This window comes from Rhodococcus sp. YL-1 (assembly GCF_001942025.1).
Lineage (GTDB): Bacteria > Actinomycetota > Actinomycetes > Mycobacteriales > Mycobacteriaceae > Rhodococcus_F > Rhodococcus_F qingshengii.
This window is the reverse complement of record NZ_CP017303.1, coordinates 226,081-245,156: the sequence shown is the minus strand read 5'-3', so window position 1 is coordinate 245,156 and position 19,076 is coordinate 226,081. Positions and strand designations below refer to the sequence as shown.

Annotated in this window: 19 protein-coding genes and 1 pseudogene; 10 read left to right on the top strand and 10 right to left on the bottom strand. The window is 59.8% G+C overall.

Annotation, left to right across the window (positions count from 1 at the left end; all coding sequences use genetic code 11):
- Positions 1 to 54 precede the first annotated feature (54 nt).
- Positions 55 to 441, bottom strand: a complete 387-nt coding sequence (locus BH682_RS33350) for a hypothetical protein (RefSeq protein ID WP_075836269.1) — start codon at positions 439 to 441, stop codon at positions 55 to 57.
- Positions 438 to 896 (bottom strand): Hsp20/alpha crystallin family protein, encoded by a 459-nt coding sequence (locus BH682_RS33345; RefSeq protein WP_058036959.1) that lies wholly within the window; start codon positions 894 to 896, stop codon positions 438 to 440. The genes BH682_RS33350 and BH682_RS33345 overlap by 4 nt, the downstream gene beginning before the upstream one ends.
- Positions 897 to 1,060: 164 nt before the next feature.
- Here BH682_RS33345 and BH682_RS33340 point away from each other — a divergent pair, with 164 nt between their 5' ends.
- Together BH682_RS33340 and BH682_RS33335 are read left to right on the top strand one after the other, a co-directional pair.
- Entirely contained in the window at positions 1,061 to 1,405 is a 345-nt protein-coding gene (locus BH682_RS33340; protein WP_054781737.1) for a MerR family transcriptional regulator, read from the top strand.
- Positions 1,406 to 1,432: 27 nt separating this feature from the next.
- Complete coding sequence (locus BH682_RS33335; RefSeq protein WP_042445278.1) at positions 1,433 to 1,633, top strand: hypothetical protein; 201 nt, start codon at positions 1,433 to 1,435, stop codon at positions 1,631 to 1,633.
- A 194-nt stretch (positions 1,634 to 1,827) separates the two neighbouring features.
- On the opposite strand, the gene BH682_RS33330 is transcribed toward BH682_RS33335, so the two are convergent.
- Both BH682_RS33330 and BH682_RS33325 read right to left on the bottom strand, forming a co-directional pair.
- A complete protein-coding gene (locus tag BH682_RS33330) occupies positions 1,828 to 2,526 on the bottom strand; it encodes a GAF domain-containing protein (RefSeq protein ID WP_042445280.1) in 699 nt (232 codons plus the stop codon).
- Positions 2,527 to 2,584: 58 nt separating this feature from the next.
- A complete protein-coding gene (locus BH682_RS33325) occupies positions 2,585 to 3,232 on the bottom strand; it encodes a GAF and ANTAR domain-containing protein (RefSeq protein ID WP_075835087.1) in 648 nt (215 codons plus the stop codon).
- Positions 3,233 to 3,501: 269 nt separating this feature from the next.
- On the opposite strand from BH682_RS33325, the gene BH682_RS33320 reads away from it, so the two are divergent.
- Positions 3,502 to 4,269 (top strand): GAF and ANTAR domain-containing protein, encoded by a 768-nt coding sequence (locus tag BH682_RS33320; RefSeq protein ID WP_075836267.1) that lies wholly within the window; start codon positions 3,502 to 3,504, stop codon positions 4,267 to 4,269.
- A gap of 108 nt (positions 4,270 to 4,377) precedes the next feature.
- Here the strand turns inward: BH682_RS33320 and BH682_RS33315 are convergent, their stop codons facing one another.
- The 6 genes and pseudogenes from BH682_RS33315 to BH682_RS36945 all read right to left on the bottom strand — a co-directional run.
- On the bottom strand, positions 4,378 to 5,127 hold the full coding sequence (locus BH682_RS33315; protein WP_075836265.1) for a GAF and ANTAR domain-containing protein: 750 nt from the start codon (positions 5,125 to 5,127) through the stop codon (positions 4,378 to 4,380).
- 461 nt (positions 5,128 to 5,588) lie between these two features.
- Complete coding sequence (locus BH682_RS33310) at positions 5,589 to 6,320, bottom strand: phytanoyl-CoA dioxygenase family protein (RefSeq protein WP_075836263.1); 732 nt, start codon at positions 6,318 to 6,320, stop codon at positions 5,589 to 5,591.
- Positions 6,321 to 6,347: 27 nt separating this feature from the next.
- Positions 6,348 to 7,631, bottom strand: a complete 1,284-nt coding sequence (locus BH682_RS33305; protein WP_075832375.1) for an IS256 family transposase — start codon at positions 7,629 to 7,631, stop codon at positions 6,348 to 6,350.
- Between the two features lie 36 nt (positions 7,632 to 7,667).
- Positions 7,668 to 7,856, bottom strand: coding sequence for a hypothetical protein (locus tag BH682_RS33300; protein WP_190287609.1), 189 nt, complete (start codon positions 7,854 to 7,856; stop codon positions 7,668 to 7,670).
- A gap of 10 nt (positions 7,857 to 7,866) precedes the next feature.
- Positions 7,867 to 8,334, bottom strand: a complete 468-nt coding sequence (locus BH682_RS36950) for an imine reductase family protein (RefSeq protein ID WP_232330094.1) — start codon at positions 8,332 to 8,334, stop codon at positions 7,867 to 7,869.
- A pseudogene (locus BH682_RS36945) lies at positions 8,335 to 8,583 on the bottom strand (NAD(P)-dependent oxidoreductase); the annotation flags it as partial.
- A 78-nt stretch (positions 8,584 to 8,661) separates the two neighbouring features.
- Between BH682_RS36945 and BH682_RS33290 the strand changes: the two are divergent.
- The 7 genes from BH682_RS33290 to BH682_RS37155 all read left to right on the top strand — a co-directional run bounded on the left by BH682_RS33290 (position 8,662) and on the right by BH682_RS37155 (position 18,946).
- Positions 8,662 to 8,889 carry a hypothetical protein gene (locus BH682_RS33290; RefSeq protein WP_190287610.1) on the top strand — a complete coding sequence of 76 codons (228 nt, stop codon included), beginning with the start codon at positions 8,662 to 8,664 and terminating at the stop codon, positions 8,887 to 8,889.
- A 475-nt stretch (positions 8,890 to 9,364) separates the two neighbouring features.
- Positions 9,365 to 10,303: a phospholipase D family protein gene (locus BH682_RS33285; protein ID WP_064444978.1), complete on the top strand. Its 939-nt coding sequence runs from the start codon at positions 9,365 to 9,367 to the stop codon at positions 10,301 to 10,303.
- A gap of 735 nt (positions 10,304 to 11,038) precedes the next feature.
- The gene (locus tag BH682_RS33280) at positions 11,039 to 11,296 is read left to right on the top strand and encodes a hypothetical protein (protein ID WP_029256882.1); all 258 of its coding nucleotides are present in this window, start codon (positions 11,039 to 11,041) and stop codon (positions 11,294 to 11,296) included.
- 4,220 nt (positions 11,297 to 15,516) lie between these two features.
- Positions 15,517 to 16,299 (top strand): ParA family protein, encoded by a 783-nt coding sequence (locus BH682_RS33270; protein ID WP_029256883.1) that lies wholly within the window; start codon positions 15,517 to 15,519, stop codon positions 16,297 to 16,299.
- Positions 16,300 to 16,415: 116 nt separating this feature from the next.
- Entirely contained in the window at positions 16,416 to 16,610 is a 195-nt protein-coding gene (locus BH682_RS36940; RefSeq protein ID WP_232354273.1) for a hypothetical protein, read from the top strand.
- 630 nt (positions 16,611 to 17,240) lie between these two features.
- Entirely contained in the window at positions 17,241 to 18,209 is a 969-nt protein-coding gene (locus BH682_RS33260) for a DUF2637 domain-containing protein (RefSeq protein WP_064444976.1), read from the top strand.
- Positions 18,206 to 18,946: a TetR/AcrR family transcriptional regulator gene (locus tag BH682_RS37155; protein ID WP_082920770.1), complete on the top strand. Its 741-nt coding sequence runs from the start codon at positions 18,206 to 18,208 to the stop codon at positions 18,944 to 18,946. Before BH682_RS33260 ends, BH682_RS37155 begins: the two co-directional genes overlap by 4 nt.
- Positions 18,947 to 19,076: the final 130 nt, after the last annotated feature.

Sequence of the window (19,076 nt, the reverse complement as noted above, 5' to 3'; positions counted from 1 at the left end):
AGGGTCCCCCGCTGCGCCGTCGAGGGCCGGGCAACGAGAAACCCGCCCACGCCTCTAACCCTGTGGAGGGGAGCGTTGGGTCGCCCGAGGCCGCATCACCGGAACCCGATACGTATACCGGGACATCATGATCGGCGGGGCCACCAAGCCGGGGTCGAGGGTGCAGCCGGCAATCCGGGTGAGCAACACCCACGCCGCCGGAGTGAGCGCATCGGCGAGAATCCGATCCGAATCCTCCACCACGGCAGCATATTCCAGTTCGTGCCAGAGGTGGATACCCAGCCTCTCCCACTCCGAGTCGCCGCGCCGACCCCTGCCGGCTACTTCACGCTCATACTCGGCGATGCGGTCGATCTCGACGTCATCGACCCCAGTCATTGTCGCTGCACCCTCTCGAAACCTGCTGTTGTGGACTGCGGACTGTTCCGGCGTGCTGTTCACGCATCGAGCTGCTTGCTCTCCTGCTTGTGGCCCACCTCCTTGCTGCTCCCGTTGCTGTTCCCGGCGCTGCTGATCTCGATCTTGCGGGGCTTGGCCCGCTCCGCGAGCGGGATCGTCAACCTCAGTACGCCCGCGTCGTAGCCGGCCTCGATATTGTCGGTGTCGAGGTTCTCGCCCAGGAACAGTTGACGACTGAATACCCCGCGCGGGCGCTCAGCGGCAATCATCTCCGCCTCGCTGGCGCGAACCGGCCGCTCGGCGTGCACCGTCAACACATTGCGGTCCACATCGAGGTCGAGTGAATCCGGGTCCATGCCGGGAAGATCGAACTCGACGACGAACTGCTCACCTTCCTGCCATGCATCCATCGGCATCACCGCCGGCTGCGAAGCAGTACCCAACAGCTGTCGGGTCAGGCGGTCAAGGTCACGGAAAGGATCGGTGCGCATCAACATTTTCGGTCACCTCCAGGAAAAGTCACTGGAACCGTTCACTGACTACCACCACCGCATCCACCGAACTTCTACAGTAGATGCTGTAGATTTGGTATATCATCAAACACACATCGGATCAAGAGCTTGCCCGCAGATATCGAAATTTCTTTGATGGGAGGACCATCATGGCGCGCAACCCCGCTATCGCCGAACCCCCTGGCCTGTACGCGATCTCGGTGACATCGGAGCTCTCCGGATTCACCGCCGGCACGCTGCGACTCTACGAACAGTACGGCCTGATCACCCCCGCCCGCACCCGCGGCGGTACCCGCCGCTACAACGACGAGGACCTTACTCGTCTGGGCCGCATCACAGAACTCATCGCCGACGGCATCAACCTCGTCGGCATCAAACGAGTCCTCGAACTCGAAGACAGCACCGCCCTACTACGCCGCGACAACACCCGGCTACGCGCAGACAACGCCCACCTACGCCGGAAAAACACACACGACACAGAGAAACGTCCGTGATCGCCCGACAGAGAAAGGGCCACCGCCATGGAAGACAACCGCATTCGCTCAGCCCTCGACGCGACACCCGACACCGACTACCTCGAACAAACCATCCCAGCCGACCCGAATGCAGTGGATGCCGTCGACCTCGAAGCCCTCACCACGGAACTCGACACCCCATGGCCGGCGCCCGAGGGAGATCTGCTCGAACAATCGACACCCGCCCCGCTCGACGACGAACGCTGAGGTTCCCTGTCCGACTGGTGCACTACACCAACCGGGCAGGGAACGCCCTGCCGACCCGAGGCATCTCTGTATCCGAATACGTTGTCTAACAGCTCTTTCGGGAACGACTGCACGACCGGGTCTGAGAGTGCATACGATACGAAAACTTCCCGGTAAGGATCACTTCATGCTCGTGCCACCTAGGAGGCTCTGCCTCACCGGGCATCCGGGTTCGCCAGCACCAACGACGAGTACGCCGCGGCGCTGATCCCTCGTCGCCGCGCGTTCTCCGCCAGCCGTGCAGTTGCGAGTTCGATCGAAATACCGTCGAGTTCGGCGATCATGCCGACTGCCTGTTCCACGTCGCCGCGGACCGCGATCAGCTTCTTGACCGCCGTCACCACCTGCGAATGACGATCCTGACGACTGTCCGTGGACAGAGTCAGAGCGGCCAAATCTGCCATCGACTGCCCGTATGCATTACTACGCTCCGCGCTGTGCCACGAATCGTGAGTAAAGACCACGAGTGATCCGAGCGATGTCCGACCCAACCTCATCGGAAAGCAGCGGCACCCGCCCAGCCCATGTTCGAGTCCTGAGCGACCGAATTTCCGCCACCGCTCCCCCACGTCTTTGAAGCTGTCGACCATCACAACCGCTCCGCTCTCAGCGCTCAGCGCAGCCGGACCCGATATGGCAAGAGTCCGGTCGGGAACGAACTCGGCATTTGCCGACTCCACCAACACATCGAGATAACCTTGCTCCCCGTTTCGCACGACGAGGACGCACCACACACCGCTCAGATTCTGTCTCGATCGCTCAACGATCGTCTCGAGTACACGCAGGGAATCGAAGTCGGTGGTGAGAAGATGAGTCACCTCGGCAATGCTCAATTGTATTGCGGGGGTGTTCATCCTGGGCTCCCATCGTCAAGTACTGCAGAGACATTGCGCGATCTTTCCGAATCAGATGTCATCCGTCGTCACCACCGTGTGCGAATCGGATCCGCCGATTCACGACATCTGCGGCGATCTCCCAAATCGGCCTCCCCGAGGAGTACGCGGCGGCTCGAAGCCGAGAAAGCGACTCTTCGACCGAGACACGAAGTTGGATCGCGATCATCCCGACTGCCTGGTTCACCTCGGGTCGGTGAAAGGCATTGACGAGCATCCCGGCGTCCAGATCACCGGTGACAGGAAGTTCGGCAAGAATCGCCATCGAAATCGCAGCGGCACTCGCAGTCGCCAATTCGATCTGCTCGTCGTCGAGGCCAATGGGATCGAGACGGTACAGTTCGAGCACACCGAAGACATCACCTCCGCCCCTGAGCGGAAAGGCGAACACCGATCCGACACCGGCTTTGTCTGCCTCGCTGGCAAACCCCGGCCAGATGTCATTGGCGGAATCACTGGAAGTGTCGTTGCAGAACATCGGTCGCTCAGTTGTAAATGCATCAACGCACGGACCGTCACCGCCGGTGAACTGTAGTTCGTCGAGATGTTGTGCCACCGAGTCCGTCGCGTACATCAATTCCCTCGACGAAGAGCTGCTGAGCACTGTGATCGCCGCCCCTTGAACTTCCGCCAGCCTCAAACACTGTCGACACAGTTTCGCGGTCATCGGCAACTCGACTGATGCGCGGCGCCCTCTCTCACTTTCGGATTCGTCGGGAAATTCGGGTGTGTCCTGACTTCCTCTCGGATCTGCATTCACAGGACGCACCTCCTCAGTCGCCTTCACGGGACACACACGGCGCCTGGTCACTCCGATCCGGCGTAAAGTCGAGATTACCGAATAGAGGTACTTCTCAGGCGCGCGGCCGAGTCGGCCGCGTCGGTGCCACTTTTCGTTGGTGGACCACTTCCACCGCGCGGATCGGGCAAGAAATCATGAACTTCGACAGTTCTCATCCGCGCGCGCGACCGTCGGCCGCCTTCGTACGAGCACAGGGTCGCGAGCCGCGACTCATCGATCGCCTCGAACAATCTCTCTCGATACCGGCTGATTCCCCGGATCGAGTCGTGGAGTTGATGATTCGATGCACGATTGCCGCCGTCGATCTGGTTGTCGGTGTTGATCACGCCGGTGTCACGGCATCCCTGGACAGCGAACCGTTCACCGTCGCCCCTACCGATGAACGTGTAGAAGAATTCGATCGCACGCAATATCTTCTCGGTGACGGACCCTGCCTGTCAGCATCGCGTACGGGTCGGTCGGTCCGAATGTCGGTCGAGCAGTTAGGTACACGGTGGCCCACTCTCGGTATTGCTGCGCGCAACGCCGGATTGGAAGGTTTTCTCGCGGTACCACTGTTCAACTACGACGTGCCGGTCGGGTCGCTGAACCTGTACTCGCATTCAGCGGTGGCAGAGACGGACCGGGACCGTGATCTCGTCGTCGTCATCGCCGAATATCTGGGAGCGGGGCTCGATGCCATCGCAACAGACCATCGACTCGAACGTGCCGCCAACGCCCTGCGCCGAGGAATCGCCTCACGTGCCGACATCGAACGAGCAGTCGGAATCTTGATGATCCGCCGAGATACAGACCCCGAGACCGCGCTTTCCGAACTCCAGGCTTCAGCACGTCGTGAGTCCAGGGATTTACTGGACGTTGCACGTCAGATGATCATTTCAGCCGATGACGAACGCACATAGAGCTAGAGCTTCCGATCGACCGGTCAGGACGCTGCGACGGCACGAAGCGGCGTGCCGTCGATAGGCGGGAGAGCTCACCATCGCCGCGTTCGCGGGGCCTCGTCATCTCTAGGTGATGCGCACACTCGCCAGCAGATCCTCTGCCACCGCCCGCAGTTTCGTGTTGGTGCGTTGGGATCTCTCGACCAGCATCGCGAACGCCGCATCCGCATCGACACCGTGCACCGCCATCAACACCCCCTTCGCCTGATCGATCACCGCCCGCGAATCGAGAGCACGCTCGAGCTGCAGAGCCAACTGCCGGGCACCCCGGTAGCGTTCGGTACTGCCGATCGCATACCCAGCGGCAGTGGTGAACAAATTCATCAACGCCACCTCAGAACGGGCGAACCCGTCCGCACGGCTGCCGTACACGTTGACCGCACCCGCACGCACCCCGGGCTCGAGCGCAGGCAACGGAATCGACAGGAAACTCTGCACCCCGAATCGCCGGGCCTCGGACGCCAGACCCGGCCACCGCTCACTGGCAGTCGTGCGGTCCGCCACCACGATCTGCTCGCTCTCCGCGGCCTCGATACACGGACCCGCCCACGACCGATACTGCAGCTCGTCCACCATGACGACCTCACGGGACGTGCGCGCCGCCGTCGACGCAGCACCCTCCTCATCGAGAACCGTCACCCCCGCCATGTCCGCATCCTCGATCAACTCCACCGCATGCTCACACAACCGGTTCAGATACTTCTCGATGTGACCGGCCGGATTCAACACCCGATACAGATCCTGCAACGCTTCGGCAGCCGCATCGAGCGGAGGAAACCACCCATCACCGACAGCAGCGCTTCGTACGACATCCATCCCACACCTCACACGCACTCCCACGAGACCGTGACGGCACACGACGAAAAACGGCAAAACCCCGATCTCCACTTGTCAACAACTCACGAATGCCCGAACACACCACCACCAAACCCATGGCGGGGCCCGCCAGACCGGCAACCAAAAAAGGGAGGGTTCACCAGCGGTGAGGGGTACAGGCGTCCAGCGGACGACTGCTACACCCGAACTCGTTTGCGGGAGCCGGATCCCGCAAAAAATCGCCGAACCACTCGTGGAGACCCATCACTTTGCTGCCAATAATGGCCCTCCTCGCGCCCGGCCAGTCCAGCGATTTCCACCAGTCTTCCCGTATCTGCTTGACCACCAGTAGGTTTACGGATGGCACGCAGACGGTCACGCTACGGGCTATTTCTCGATTCGAACCCCAGAAACTACTGAGCGAGTTGGGTTGCGGGTGACAACCGTGCAGGTTCTAGAGTTCAGCGGGCAGTCGGGAGTTCGACGGCGCCGTTTTCGAGGAGAACGTGTGCGTCGATCATCTGACCGCCCCGTTCGACGTAACCCATCAGGTTCGCTCCGGACCCCCAGCCGAGCAGTCGCTGTACCTCTTCGGAAAGATCAAGCAGTTTTTCACGCGGGATTGACAGGTATTGGTTCTCTTCCTGACGTAAGCAGGCGAGGTCGAATGCCATCGTCAAGCCGGTCCGTGGCGCCTCGGACGAGTTGTTACCACCGCCGTGGTACGTAGAACCGGTCCAGATGAGGGCAGCACCGGCCCGCATTACGGTCGGCGCCGCTTCGGCTTGTTTCGGGCCTCGTTGGTCGTCCCACCGATGGCTTCCGGGTATGACGAGGGTGCCGCCGTTTTCTGCTGTGAAATCGCTGACCGCCACCATGATCTGCAGTCGGCCCTCGCGTCCGTAGTCGGGGTGGCGCCACAGAAAGCTCGTGTCGTCTCGATGGAGACGCTGGGCACCCTGCCCTGGGTGGATTTCGATTGCCTGAGTGACACCGATCTGGATATCAGGCGTGATTTCGATCTGGTCGTCTCCGACCCAGACGGACAGGGGCACCTGAAGGATCTTCTTGGCGGCCCCGTAGTAGAGCGGGTGGAGCGCGATCTCGGGCATGAGGTCGATCCGACCGAACAGCCCTCCTGCTCTTCGCGTTTGGGTTCCGGCGAAGAATTCGTCTTCTCCGGGTCTGTCCAGAAAACGGTGTAATTGATTGGTTTCTAACTACTTTCGTCCGGCAGACAGCCGTCCGTCGAACGTTATCTCGAAGGCATTCAGTGCTGCCTTCCATCGGTTGGACCAGCGCCTGCGGGCGGTGCCTTTGGGATCGAGGCTCATGATGGCCAGATACACGCATTTCAAGGCCGCGGCCTCGGTCGGAAAGTGTCCACGGGCCTTGACAGCCCTGCGGATTCGAGCGTTGACACTCTCGATGGCGTTGGTCGTGTAAATGACCTGCCGGATGGCGTTGTCGAATTGTAGGAACGGCACGAACTCAGCCCAGGCGTTAGTCCAGAGCCTGATGATCGCGGGATAGCGTTTCTCCCATTTGTCACTGAACTCTGCGAATCGGTCGAGCGCGGCCTGCTCCGACGGAGCCGTGTAGACGGGTTTGAGGTCCTTGGCGATCTCGGACCAGTCCTTGCGGGAGGCATAGGCGTAGGTGTTACGGAGAAGATGGACCACACAAGTCTGCACGATGGTCTGTGGCCACACTTGCTCGATCGAGTCGGGTAGATGCTTGAGACCATCGCACACGACGATCAGAACATCCTGCACACCACGGTTTTTCAGCTCGGACAACACCCGAAGCCAGTACTTCGCTCCCTCCCCGTCGCCGTGCTCACCGACCCACAATCCGAGGATGTCGCGGGTGCCGTCGACAGTCACCCCCATCGCGACGTAGATCGGCCGGTTAGCGACGTTGCCCTCGCGGATCTTGACGTGGATGCAGTCGATGAACAACACCGGGTACACAGGATCCAACGGCCGGTTCTGCCACTCGGCCATGCCTTCCATCACCCGCTCGGTGATCGTCGAGATCGTCTGCTTGGACACATCAGCTCCGTACACCTCGGCCAGGTGTGCAGCGATCTCACCGGTCGTCAAACCCTTGGCCGACAATGAGATCACCATGTCCTCCACGCCTGAGAGCCGACGCTGCCGCTTGGCCACGATCTTCGGCTCGAAGGAGGAATCCCGGTCACGGGGCACCTCGAGTTCGACCGGGCCGGCCTCGGTCAACACGTTCTTGGCTCGTCTGCCGTTGCGGGAGTTGCCGCTGCCCCTGCCTGCCGGGTCGCTCTTGCCGTATCCGAGGTGGTCGTCCATCTCGCCTTCGAGCGCGGACTCCACGACTAGCTTGGTCAGCTTCGACAGCAATCCACCATCTCCGGTCAACTGCAGCCCTTCGGCTCGCGCCTGCTCGACCAGCTCTTTGAGCCGCGCATCGCTGATACCCGGCTGAGCCGAGTTCGTCTCTGTCTCACGTTCAATCACGTCAGTCATAGTGGCGTATCTCCTTTCAGAGTTACACCGTTGTTCTTACAGTCCCTCTTCTCCGTAGCCGGTGCTTTCAAGGACGGGGCCAAGTTGGGCGCGCAGCTCGTCGAGCTGGGGGGTGTCGAGGAAATCTTCGACGATGACACCGCCGTCGCGGTGGATCACGTCGACGATCTCGTCGACTGTTGTTGTCGAGGGCAGGGCGGTGAGGTGATTGGCCATGGTTGTCATTGATGTCTCCTTAGATTGCGGATTGAGGGTTGGCGGAGAGTGTTTCGATTTGGGCGAAGATGCCCTTGTCCCCGTGCCCGGCTGCGCATGCACGTTGCAAGTTGTCGAGATTCGCCGTCATCAGAGCGGCGCGTTGGCCTGCTCGCTGCATCGATTGTTGCCAGGCTTCTACTGCGGCTGCGTATACGTTCAAGGTTGCCTGATCGGTCTCGTACTCTCCGGATTCGAACGCTTTGAGTGCTTCGTGAAGGAGTTCGAGAAGTTTGTCGGTCCACAGGTGCAAACTGTGGCGCATCTCCGCGATCGCGACGTCCTCGGACCGCACGTACGCTGCTGCTTCGTGGAAGGCACCGAGCGCGACGTTGAAGAATGCGCCTGCCATGGCCGCGTCGATCACGTTGGCGGCACCGGGACGGGCTCCGACATATCGTGATTGGGCGGCGATGGGTGTCAGAAGGCTCTGGACGTCCTCCCACACGTCCTCGTCTCCGGAATAGTTGATCCCTGAACTTTCGGTTCCGATGTCCTCCGGGTATGCAGCTATGGCTCCGTCGAGGTACCGAGCGCCTCGCCCTGCGATCCACTCGGCGAACTGGTTCGCTTCCTCCGGCGTACCGGTTGCGGTGTTGACGATGATTTTTCCGGCAATCGAATCTGCTTCTGTAACGACATCTTTGGCGATCTCGTAGTTCAGGAGACTGATGACGATTAGCGGGCTGGCCGCAATCGCAGATTGTGGAGATTCGGCGACTGTAGCTCCAGCCGCAGCGAGGGGCTCCTCTTCCGCGAGCGCGCAGCCACCGCCGTGACAATCGCAGCACTGATCGCCGGTGCCGTCGCAACCTCATGGATCTATCTCAACGGAATCTTCTTCCCCGCACCGTCTCCAGTCAGTGCCATGTCCTACGTTGCGCTCGCAACCATCACGCCGGCCACTATCGCCTTTTACCTGATGGGGCGTCGAAGCCACGCTGACGCCTCCCAGCCGCCACCTCACCTGAACTCGGGACGAGCGACGACCCGAGAGCAGTAGGCGAACCTCAACCTCAAGCAAACAAACCGGCTTCCCGACGCAACGCATGGGTTCACCAGCTCATGAAGACCACGCCAATCGACCTCCACTGCAAGCTTGAGAAGCTCTCTGCACGTTCCTTTTTCGAGCGCCATCACGAGCCACCACGCCCACCCTACCTCGGCGGGATCGCTCAGGCGGAGAGTTTCCCGGTGAACTGTGCAGGGCGCTGTTCGAACGGGCGGCAGACGCCTTCCCCGGCACGTCCGCCCTACTACTGCCACTGTCCCGTATCGGATTCGCACGCCGAATCGACAGCGTTGCAGTAGCACTGGAAAATCACATCGCCTGGCCCCGCGGGGGTGATCGCCACACCGTTCCACTACCTCCACGACAGACATCCGGACGATGCTTCTGCTTCGGAGGTGACGCAGAACAACAGCAACTTCACTCAGGCGCCATAAATCGGGCCCGATTCGCGCTACCGTTCTAGGTTATGGGGACCAGCTTCCACGGACCGAACCCGTGGCCACACATCACTCGCGCAATCCGCACGCGAGGCCCACGCTATGCCGCTGTCCCCTACCTTGGACACCTTGCGCCTGAACTACTTCCACTTCGCAGTGGAGACCTTCTGGTCGTCAATGCTTCAACCGCGGCGATCCGCGCCCACGCCACTTCACCTGTCGTTCTTTCGCACTACCTCAGCAAGGGCGTTCGCATCCTCTCGTCGTCAGCATTGCACGCCAAGGTCATCGTGACGAACCAACGAGCTGTAATCGGCTCGGCGAATGCTTCCGAAAACTCCATATTCTCCCATGAGGCGGTCATCATTTCCGATGACCCTCAAGTGGTCGCCGACAGTCGCGCATTCATCAACAACATCGACGAAACCACCACCGTAGACCAGACATTCATCGACAACGCTGAACGCGAATGGGCAACCGGGCGAGCCGTACCCATCCCCGGCATCGCAGGACGAATTCAGAACCTCGACAACGACTTTCTTCCAACTCCGACCAACAGAGTATTCATCAGGCGCCACGAGAGCCATCCTCACACGCGCACCCCACCTGTGAAAAAGCCTTCAATGAAGGAGCTTTCGGTCGATCCGACAGCGAGATACCGACTCGAAACGCTCACAATCGAAAAGCCATGCAGCATTGCACGCGGGGACGTCGTCATTCGCGTCTCCATGGATGACGAATTGCTACTGCCACCCGCTGCCGTGATATCCAATCAGGAAAGAATGCCCCTCTCCCCCAGCCAATTTCACTGCTTTCTCCGCGTTCGCAACGATCTAGTGCCGCTTCCTGCTGCGGACGTCGAAAAGCGTCTCGCCGACGTTGGGCATCCCAGCGCACAACTGAGGTCTAACCACTATGTTCGCTCCCCCAGCCTTCGGGCCGAACTCTTGGCACTGTGGAGCCATTGACCCCGAGGAACACATGTTGACGAAACACACAGCACCCGTTCGAACGCAAGTGCACTTCTCTCCCGATATGTCGACCCGAACATTGCACTGGCGGAAGTCGAACAACACGCGACTTTGCTGCCCCACCTGCCGAACGAAATCCTTTGCGTAACTGCGATGAAGAGCATTAACCGCGGCATTGCACGCAGATGAACCTCGCGCCAACCGAAGTCCCGTCACGACTCGCCCGCGAACACGAAACGTAAAGTTCTCCCCGTTCGAGACGCATTCGACAAGAGGCCACATCGAGTTTTCCTTTCCGGATCCTTCCGATGACCCTCCCCCCCTCCCCCCCGTCCACTGTCCACAAGTTCCTCTCCTCGTCACACGACAGTGCGCTGCGGAGGCAGCAGCTCACGCGTGGGCTGCCCCACCCCTCCCCCTCGTTCAATCACACATGATTGCACCCGGCATTTCAGAGCATGAGCGCTAAGCATCTCCATCCGCTCCTCAAGTTTCGAACCGACTCCGACACGAGAACGCCTTCGAACGAGCCGGCGCCGACACACCCAGGATCCGCCTTCGGTGAAGCCTTAGTAACACCCCATCGGGCTCGTCGCTGGACGGGCCGGCGGCGGCCCGTGACGCGGGCCGCCGAAAAATCCCACAGAACTCCATGGCAACATCAACCACACGCGACACACCGAACAAGCGCGCCTACCCGTATCAGTTACAGATTGGTTCTAGTCTTTCCTCATGGCACAGCACAACAAGGGACCTCGCGGACACATCGCGACTCGTGCTCCCCTCAAGCAGCACAAGGTGTACGAGGATCGGGCCGCCGAACTCGGAATCCCTGCTGGGGACTACTCCGTGCTCATACTGGCCATCACACACGGACTGGACATACCGGACTACATCAGCGACAAGCTGCATCCGGAGCAGCTAAGACTTCTCGAAGTCGAAGCGGCCGGATCGTTGCGTCGCATCGAGCAGCTTGCGGTCGGCGCATGAACTATCCCTAGACAGCGAACAACCCCCAGGGCTTGGCGGCATCGGGGGCTGTCCGTTTATGCGGTTGTGGAAGCTTCCCAGCTTCCTGACCACCACTAACCCAGAGAAGGAAGAGGCGGTGACCACCACTACCTCGAAAGGAAGAGGCGGTGCTTACTCGATGATATCGCAGAAACGCAATTCCGCCATACCCGCGGACGTGTTCTCGGTGTCATTTCTGGCACGTCCAGATCACATTTCAGCTTTCGCGACGCCAGGATCACACTTCTGCGTACCGAATGTCCCCTCCGAGCAGGCCAGCACCCTACCCATAGCGGTACCGATGTGCGGCCGCCGGATCGAACAGACCTCTCGAACGACCGCGGCCGCAACGCGCGTACAGCGGATCCGCAGAGAGGGAGGGCGCCCCTAGCCGGCAGCGAGCGAAGTACCCCGATACCTAACTAAACAGCGCAGACCTCTTGAAAAGTACAAAGGCCCCCGAAGGGGGTGATTGGGAGCGGACCGCATCGCGGCGAAATAGGACTGGCAGGTCCTTGACGTCGACTGAGAACTGGCAGGTTCTCCGACATCCGTTCTCGAAACATTCTCGAGAGGTGAGCTTCGAAAGTTGGCGCTTTCTCTGCTCGTACTGCATCCCCTGGAAGGGACTTACCTATGGCAGGTATGTCTCAGGGTAGCGCATACCCTGAATACACCCCAACTCATTCCATATCACCAACCGTCGGCGTGTCGCGCATCGGCACCCAATCCGCTGTCCCTCAATCGACAGAAGTCGACGAATGGCAAGCAGCAGTCGACGACGCGCTCGCACGTGTGGCTCGTATCGAAGCCGCCGCACGACAACTCAACGAGCGCACTGACCAGCGTGGGCGCTCTTGGTCCCTCCCCGTCGAACCAAAAGAACAAGCACGCGTTCCGGTCTGGACGTCACGCAGGGAATGGCTCCGCCAGTTCCGGCACCACACCACCACTCCGGCCGGCAAGGCATTGTGCGCGCGCAACCTGATCAGGCCCGACAAGGCTTACCTCGTGGCACAAGCTCACGCACATTTCGCCGAATCCCACACAGGCCGCGGGGTCTGCGCAGCCAAGTCAACAATCGCTGCCCGGGCCAAAGTCAGCGAATCCTCGGTCAACCGCGCCAGGAGAGTGCTCATCGCTCTTGGAATGGGCATCGAACACGTCCGGGGGCGAAACCTCAAAACCCTGGAATTTCTCGCTGCTGAGGCCCACCACGGGGGTCAACAGCACCGCGCTGCATCGACATGGTCACTGTCTTCTCCTCGAACAGTCGTAGCAACGACACCACCTCGAAAGGTCGCCAAGACACGGCCGTCTCGTGCCTCTGAGAGGGCTCCCCGCCGCAGGGTTCGGAGCTCTCGGGGGGACGGCCTCAACCGAGTCAACCCGCCCCACACCGGTCGACCAGGGTCGATAGGAGCTGACACCCTATCTAGTGTTGGTTTTTTATCTTCTGAAGTTCTTCCGTTAGGAAGAACTCACCAACGCGTACACGCGCGAACTCGGCCGACATCGAAAAAACGAAGCAGCGCTCGGACACCGCGGCCTCTGGCACTTCAAAGGACTGCGGCTGAACTCGTCAACCATGCTCCGGCCCTCAGACCACCCGGACATATCGGGGTGATCTGCGATCTTCTCCGCGATGTCAAAATCGATACGACTCGGTGGACCGGCCGTGACATCGCACTGACGCTCTCCCGTGACACAGCAGACCGGGGGTGGATCTGGCCAACGAGATCAAGCCTGGGTTCGCCGTTGGGCTACCTCAGACGAAGGCTCGACGGCATCGACTGGACGAGAGAATCCCCCAGCGAACAGCGTAGGTCAGCCGACCTGGCGAGAAAGAGGGAACAACAACTACTCGAAAACTCACACGTACACCGCACGAAAATGGCAGCGGACCCGGACCACCGCGCGAGGAGTCTCGCCAGCATTCGTGCGCACCTGAGCAAACTTCAGCATTGAGGCCGTCCAATCCAAGGCTGCAGTGCACGTCCAGAATCGCGCCGCATGGTGGGCAACGAGTGCTGGCGAGAAGGATTGCGCTTGGATAAAGCCCTGCTTGCCCTGGTCTGAATACGCGTGAGGTGGTTGATCGTGCACTGAGAATCAGGAGGACGGTATTTGGGTCTATGCATTGCACTCGACCCCCGCTTTCGAAGGACTGAACCCGCCCAAACCATTGAATAGTGGCCGTCGGGGCGCATAGTCACGTCGAAAACTGCCGTCCCGGATGCCGACACGTTCGCACGCCTGAGGACGTGTCGCCCTGTCGTGCGTCCCGCAATGCTGCGGTGCGTCTGATCCTGAAATTTGATTTTCTCAGGTAGAGGCTATTTTGCGCGGAAGAATGGCCTTGCGATCACTGCATGTGACGCACGCGTTGCGAGGCATTCTGATCGCGCGTGCCATACACGCAATGCGTGCGTTGCAAGGCATGCATTGCATGTAAGGCACTACTGTTGCGGGCAACCGTCGGCCACCTTGTGACGTTCGTATCCGCCGACACGGCAGAGTAGGCGTCCTGCACGGGATTCTCACAGACACTTGACTTAGGTCTTGATCGCCGCCACTCCCCCACCCGGTCGAATGGACACGCGTGTTTGGTTGTACCGAACTGCGCGACGCTGGGTGCGAGTGCCCGCATGCGAAAATTCTGCTCGTGAAGCAGTGAAATCGGCCCTCACAGTGCTGATCATCCCCACCGTATCCCCTAACCTGATTTCGTCACTGTGACGATAACTCCATGCCTGCTTGGATTCGCTTTGATGCCCACACGTCGACCGAACCTCGGCCCCATTCGGACCTCGGTATGTCGTTTGCCTTGTACCTCCGGAGTCACACACTCGACGCGCATTTCGCGCGGAAATTTCGATTGTGCACGGGTCCGGAGGTACCTGGGATGTCTCGGAAAACATTCTTCGCGAGTCAGGTGAACACGCCATTTGGCCAATGAAATCTGCTGTAGTTGCAACTCTCAATAAACTTAGGTGTCCCTCCGCCCAACCAAAATGGGGATTCAGTGTGGTCGTTCGCCCCTCCTCGCCGCGTGCCGGAAGCCACTTTCAGTGCACGTCTCGCGGTTCATTGTGTGCCCTCGTGCGGGTCTCGGCCTTCCGAGCCCGATGAGATGAAATATGTTCTGGCTTCGACTGACAGCATGTGCATCTGTCGACCTACCGCCGCGGGGCAGTATCAGAGATTTTCTGAAGTGGCAGCCCGTTCCCGCCGGCCTCGAAATGATGCCCTGGGTACGAACTGGCTGAATATGGTCGCTCGGCGACTTCTGAACAATCCGTGCTGTCCAAACCGGAATGGTCGAATCCCCCTGATCTCGGGCCTCGAGCCAGTTGGCATTCCAGGAGTTTCAGATCGATCTCCTCGACAATCTCGCTGCGAACTATCTGCCTCCTGGTTCGATTCGGGGCCTGCGACATGTCGGGATCGGGCGATCACGACAGTCAATCTGCTCTCGGCCGGTCGAACCTTTGCCTCGATGTCTGATCTTCGTGGCGAATTTCTTGATTCGTTCGAGACCAGTTAGTGCTGTGAACAGCACTTTTGCGGGCGCATGCAGTGCATGCAATACATGCAGCACGTGCAAACCATGCAGACCACGCGATGCATGCGCTGCGAGTTCTCCATGCACAACGCCGTACGCACTGCATGCATGCAATGCGTGATGAGCATTCACTGCGTGAAATGCGTGCTATGAGTGCATTGCGACGAGCGCACGCATGTCACGCAGTGCACGCCGAGCGAAGAGTGCGAGGGTTGCAAACAATGCAGGGAATGCGTTGCACGTTATGCAAGCGTGTATTGCAATACGAGCGTGTCTAGCAACGCAAGCATTACGCGCAATGCTTGCAGGAATCGCATTGCGAGCATGGTTTGCGCGTAATGCAAAGCATGCACGAAATGCACGACACGCACAGAGTGCAAGGCTTGAACGACATGCATTACATGCGTGTTATGCTACGCGCGCACGTAATGCACAGTGTGCGTGTCTAGCGGGCAGAGCAGCTACAGCATGCAATGCATGCGGTGCTCAGATTGCATGTGACGCACAGTCTGCATGCGATCCACGTACGGCGTGGACTGCGCACACGGCAAGCAATGCCCCTATTGCATGCATTGCGTGATTTACACGCAATGCACGCCCCGCAAGCGTCAACGCCCTCGATGAAAGGTCCGCAATGCAGCCACGCAAAATCGCACTCGGCAACCAGAAGGGTGGCGTAGGCAAGACGGCCTCCACGCTCGGGCTTGCCAGCGCCATCACCGCGGTCGGCGGAAAAGTACTCGTCGTCGATATGGACCAGCAGGGCAATACGACCGGCGGCCTCGGCGTCACGCTCGAAGAGGGCATGATGACGGCCTACCACCTCATGAACCAGACCAGGGAAGGCATTGCAGCGGAGGCGATCATTGCTACTCCATGGGATGGCGTCGACCTCATTCCAGCGGACGAAGAACTCGGAAAAATCGAATCGGATGGGTCGAACGACCTGGTGTTTCGCCTAGACGTTGCGTTCGAAGGGCTCGACCTTTCTCCGTATGACGCCGTGCTGTTCGACTGCCCTCCCAATATGGGCAAGGTGCTGTTCGCGGTTCTCATCGCAGCAGATGGCGTTGTCGCGATCACCGAACCCACAATCGACAGCGTCGGTGGTGTTCAGAAGCTCGAAGAGACGATCGACACCGTTCGTAAACGCGCAAACCCCAAGCTGGCGTTCGACAAGATCGTGATCAGTCGTAAACGCTCCACTGGCGAACATGAGTTCCGAGAGAGCGAGTTACGGGAGACGTACGGAGCTCTCGTCGCCAAGACGTCGATCCCGGAACTCGCGGCTCGTCAGGATGCGCATTCGAATCGCACTCCGATTCACCAGTTCAAGGGCGGAAAGGCTTTGACACTGCAACTTGCATACAGCGACTTGCTCGCTGAGTTGCCCATCGTGATCGGAGCACCGGCATGAGCGTGAAGCGGGAACCTGCCATTCGTAAGACTCACCCGGCTGAACTCATCCCGGAACGTCCGCCTAGGGGAGACACGACCCCTGCGACACCTGCACCTGCGCCATCGTCGCCTTCAGTGGACCTCAGCGGCCGCAAGGACGAGGAAGAGAAGCTGTCGATGACCCACAACACGCGCATCAAACCTTCCACCAAGGATCGCCTCCGGCGCGGTGTCGACAAGTTGCGGTACGAGACAGGCGATCGCGAAATCAGCGAGGCGTCGATGACCGAGGCTGCGCTGGACGAATACTTGAAGGCCAGAGGACTGTAGGACACTGCGTGCACGGCATGCACTGCGTGCATGCACTCCAAGGATTGTCCTGGTTGTGAATTTCCGTCACGGGCAAGGGCATCTTGTACTTCGGCGGGAAGACCTACGCACCGGCGCTTAGCGCGCCCGCTGAATGGGTTTGCACCCGAGAAGCATTCCACAGACTTCAGTATTTCGAGTGGTCAGCCGGCGGGGGCGGGCACATGCGAACCCGCCCGGAGTGGGAGTCCTTGCTGGGGCGTGCAATGCCATGTACCTCTCATCTGCTGACAGTCCGTTCTGTAGAACTTGGAAGCCTTGGCAGCGCAAACCCTGGAGCAAATTGCGTGAACAATTCGCTGCAGTCACGCAATTCTCACGCAAAATTGCAGACCACCCCACGTCCCTCTGAGATCAACAGGCACGCCGCTGGAACGACATCCCCGACGTGTTCTGAGTGCGACGCAAAAAGCATCAGTCGACTATCGGATACGACCGTTAGAAATCGCTGTCAACCTTCACCGCGCGCAAAACGGACGAAACGCAAGGAGTGCAACCAGAAGAAATCTTCCGAAACCAGAGGAGTCCCGCCGGCGGCAACCAGCGGGACTCCAGACCGAGAACACCCCTTGTAGGAAGGAAAACCCGATCATGCGTGATTTTAGTCTGCGCGCCGCGCGGATCCAGCTTGGAGCACTGATCGCCGCACTTCTCATCGCGATTTTCATCGCGATCGGGATCACCGCAGGCGCATTCGTCCTCTCCTTCGCGGTCCAGCGGGACCTCGCGCGCCAAGGAACCATCCCCGAAAACCTCGCATGGATCTTTCCCGTCATCGTTGACAGTGCAATCTTCGGATCAACCGTAGCCATCGTCATTCTGAGCAAACTGAAGATGCATCGGCGCGACAAGTACTTCTACGTTGCCGTGGCTGTTGCAGTGGTCGCGATCAGCATCCTTGGGAACGCCTACCATGCGTTCCACTCTGCAACGGGTGCGCAACAGGCCGTTGCGGCAGGTCAGAGTATCGGCTACATGCCTCTCGACCCTGCTGTTGCTGCCATGATCGCGATCATTCCGCCGGTGCTGGTACTCGCCTTCACCCATGGACTGGGGATCCTGATCAAAGCAACGGGTATCGCGTATTCCGACTACAAGATCGAGATCGACAATGCCGCTGCAGGCGTGGGCATTGTCGCTACGCAAAGACGCGTCATGCGCAACGAAACAGCTGAGGGATTCCAGCCTTCTCTGGGCATCGTGGAAACGCATCACGCGCCGGAAAGCGCTCCGCATTCGAGCCCCTCCGAACAGACGAGCTCCTCAGTCGATCCGGAATCGTCGAACGACGAGGCGCACGCCGAACTGGAATGGTTCATTGCCACATCGGGCCTACCCGACGCTGTCAAGGACACCGCACGACGCAAGCTCGCAGACCCAACTCTCACCTGGGAGATGATCGCTCAGACATCCAACCCTCCTGTTGCAACATCGACGTCGTGGCGCCGGTACGAAAAATTCGACACCGCGGCCCGAGCGGCCGGCTTCGAGAATCCCCCGCTCATCGACGTGCGAGCCTCCGACGCCCAGTTCGCCGACCAACTCGTCCCTACAGCGTGACTAGCGCCGCAACTCAGCAATGCCACAGTCTCCAAGGGGCAGGAAACACGCCATCATGGAGGGGGACGGCGCCCGCGAAATCCCCACCGACTGCAGGTAAGGAACCCGCATTGACTGACCCAGACGACCGACTCCATCTGATCGTTCCACCCGACCAACGCCAACGACCCCGACAACAACGAGCGCACGACACGAAGGCAAAGATCCTCAAGGCAGCTGCACGCTCCTTCTCAATCGATGGGTATGCCGCCACCTCGTTGAACGACATCATCGCGGAGGCTGCCTCCACGAAAGGAGCGGTGTACTTCCACTTCGACTCCAAGGAAGCGATCGCGCGAGAACTCATCAACCACTGGTTGACCGCGCTCCGCCAAACCCGACAATCAACCGACGAATCAGCAATACCGGCGATCGAGCAGTTGGCTGCATTCTTTAGCGGTTCGGCGGCGCTAATCGCTGACGATGACCTGGCCCGAGCAGGCCTCAGGCTCACCACAGAAGCAGGTCTCGATACTGCCCGACCCGCATTCCGCAAGTGGGTGGAACTCGTCAGCCGAGTCGTCGATACCGCGATCGCAGACGGACAGCTCCCCGCCTCCGCCGCCCAGCGCCTGGCTGAGAATCTGTGCGCGGGATTCATCGGTGCGATTCAAGTCATACAGGTGCTCGGCGACCCTGGAGATTTCACGTCGCGGATTGACGATTTAGTGAACGCGTATCTGATCTCAGATATGTAGTTCGCGCTGGCGAGATCGTGGGTGGGGGAGGGGGCCGAACTCAATCCTCGCGGTGACGTCGCCAACCGTGTACACGGTGTACTGCTAATTCCTCGACGCTAGCGAGGCAGTCGCGTCGTCGAGAGGGGCC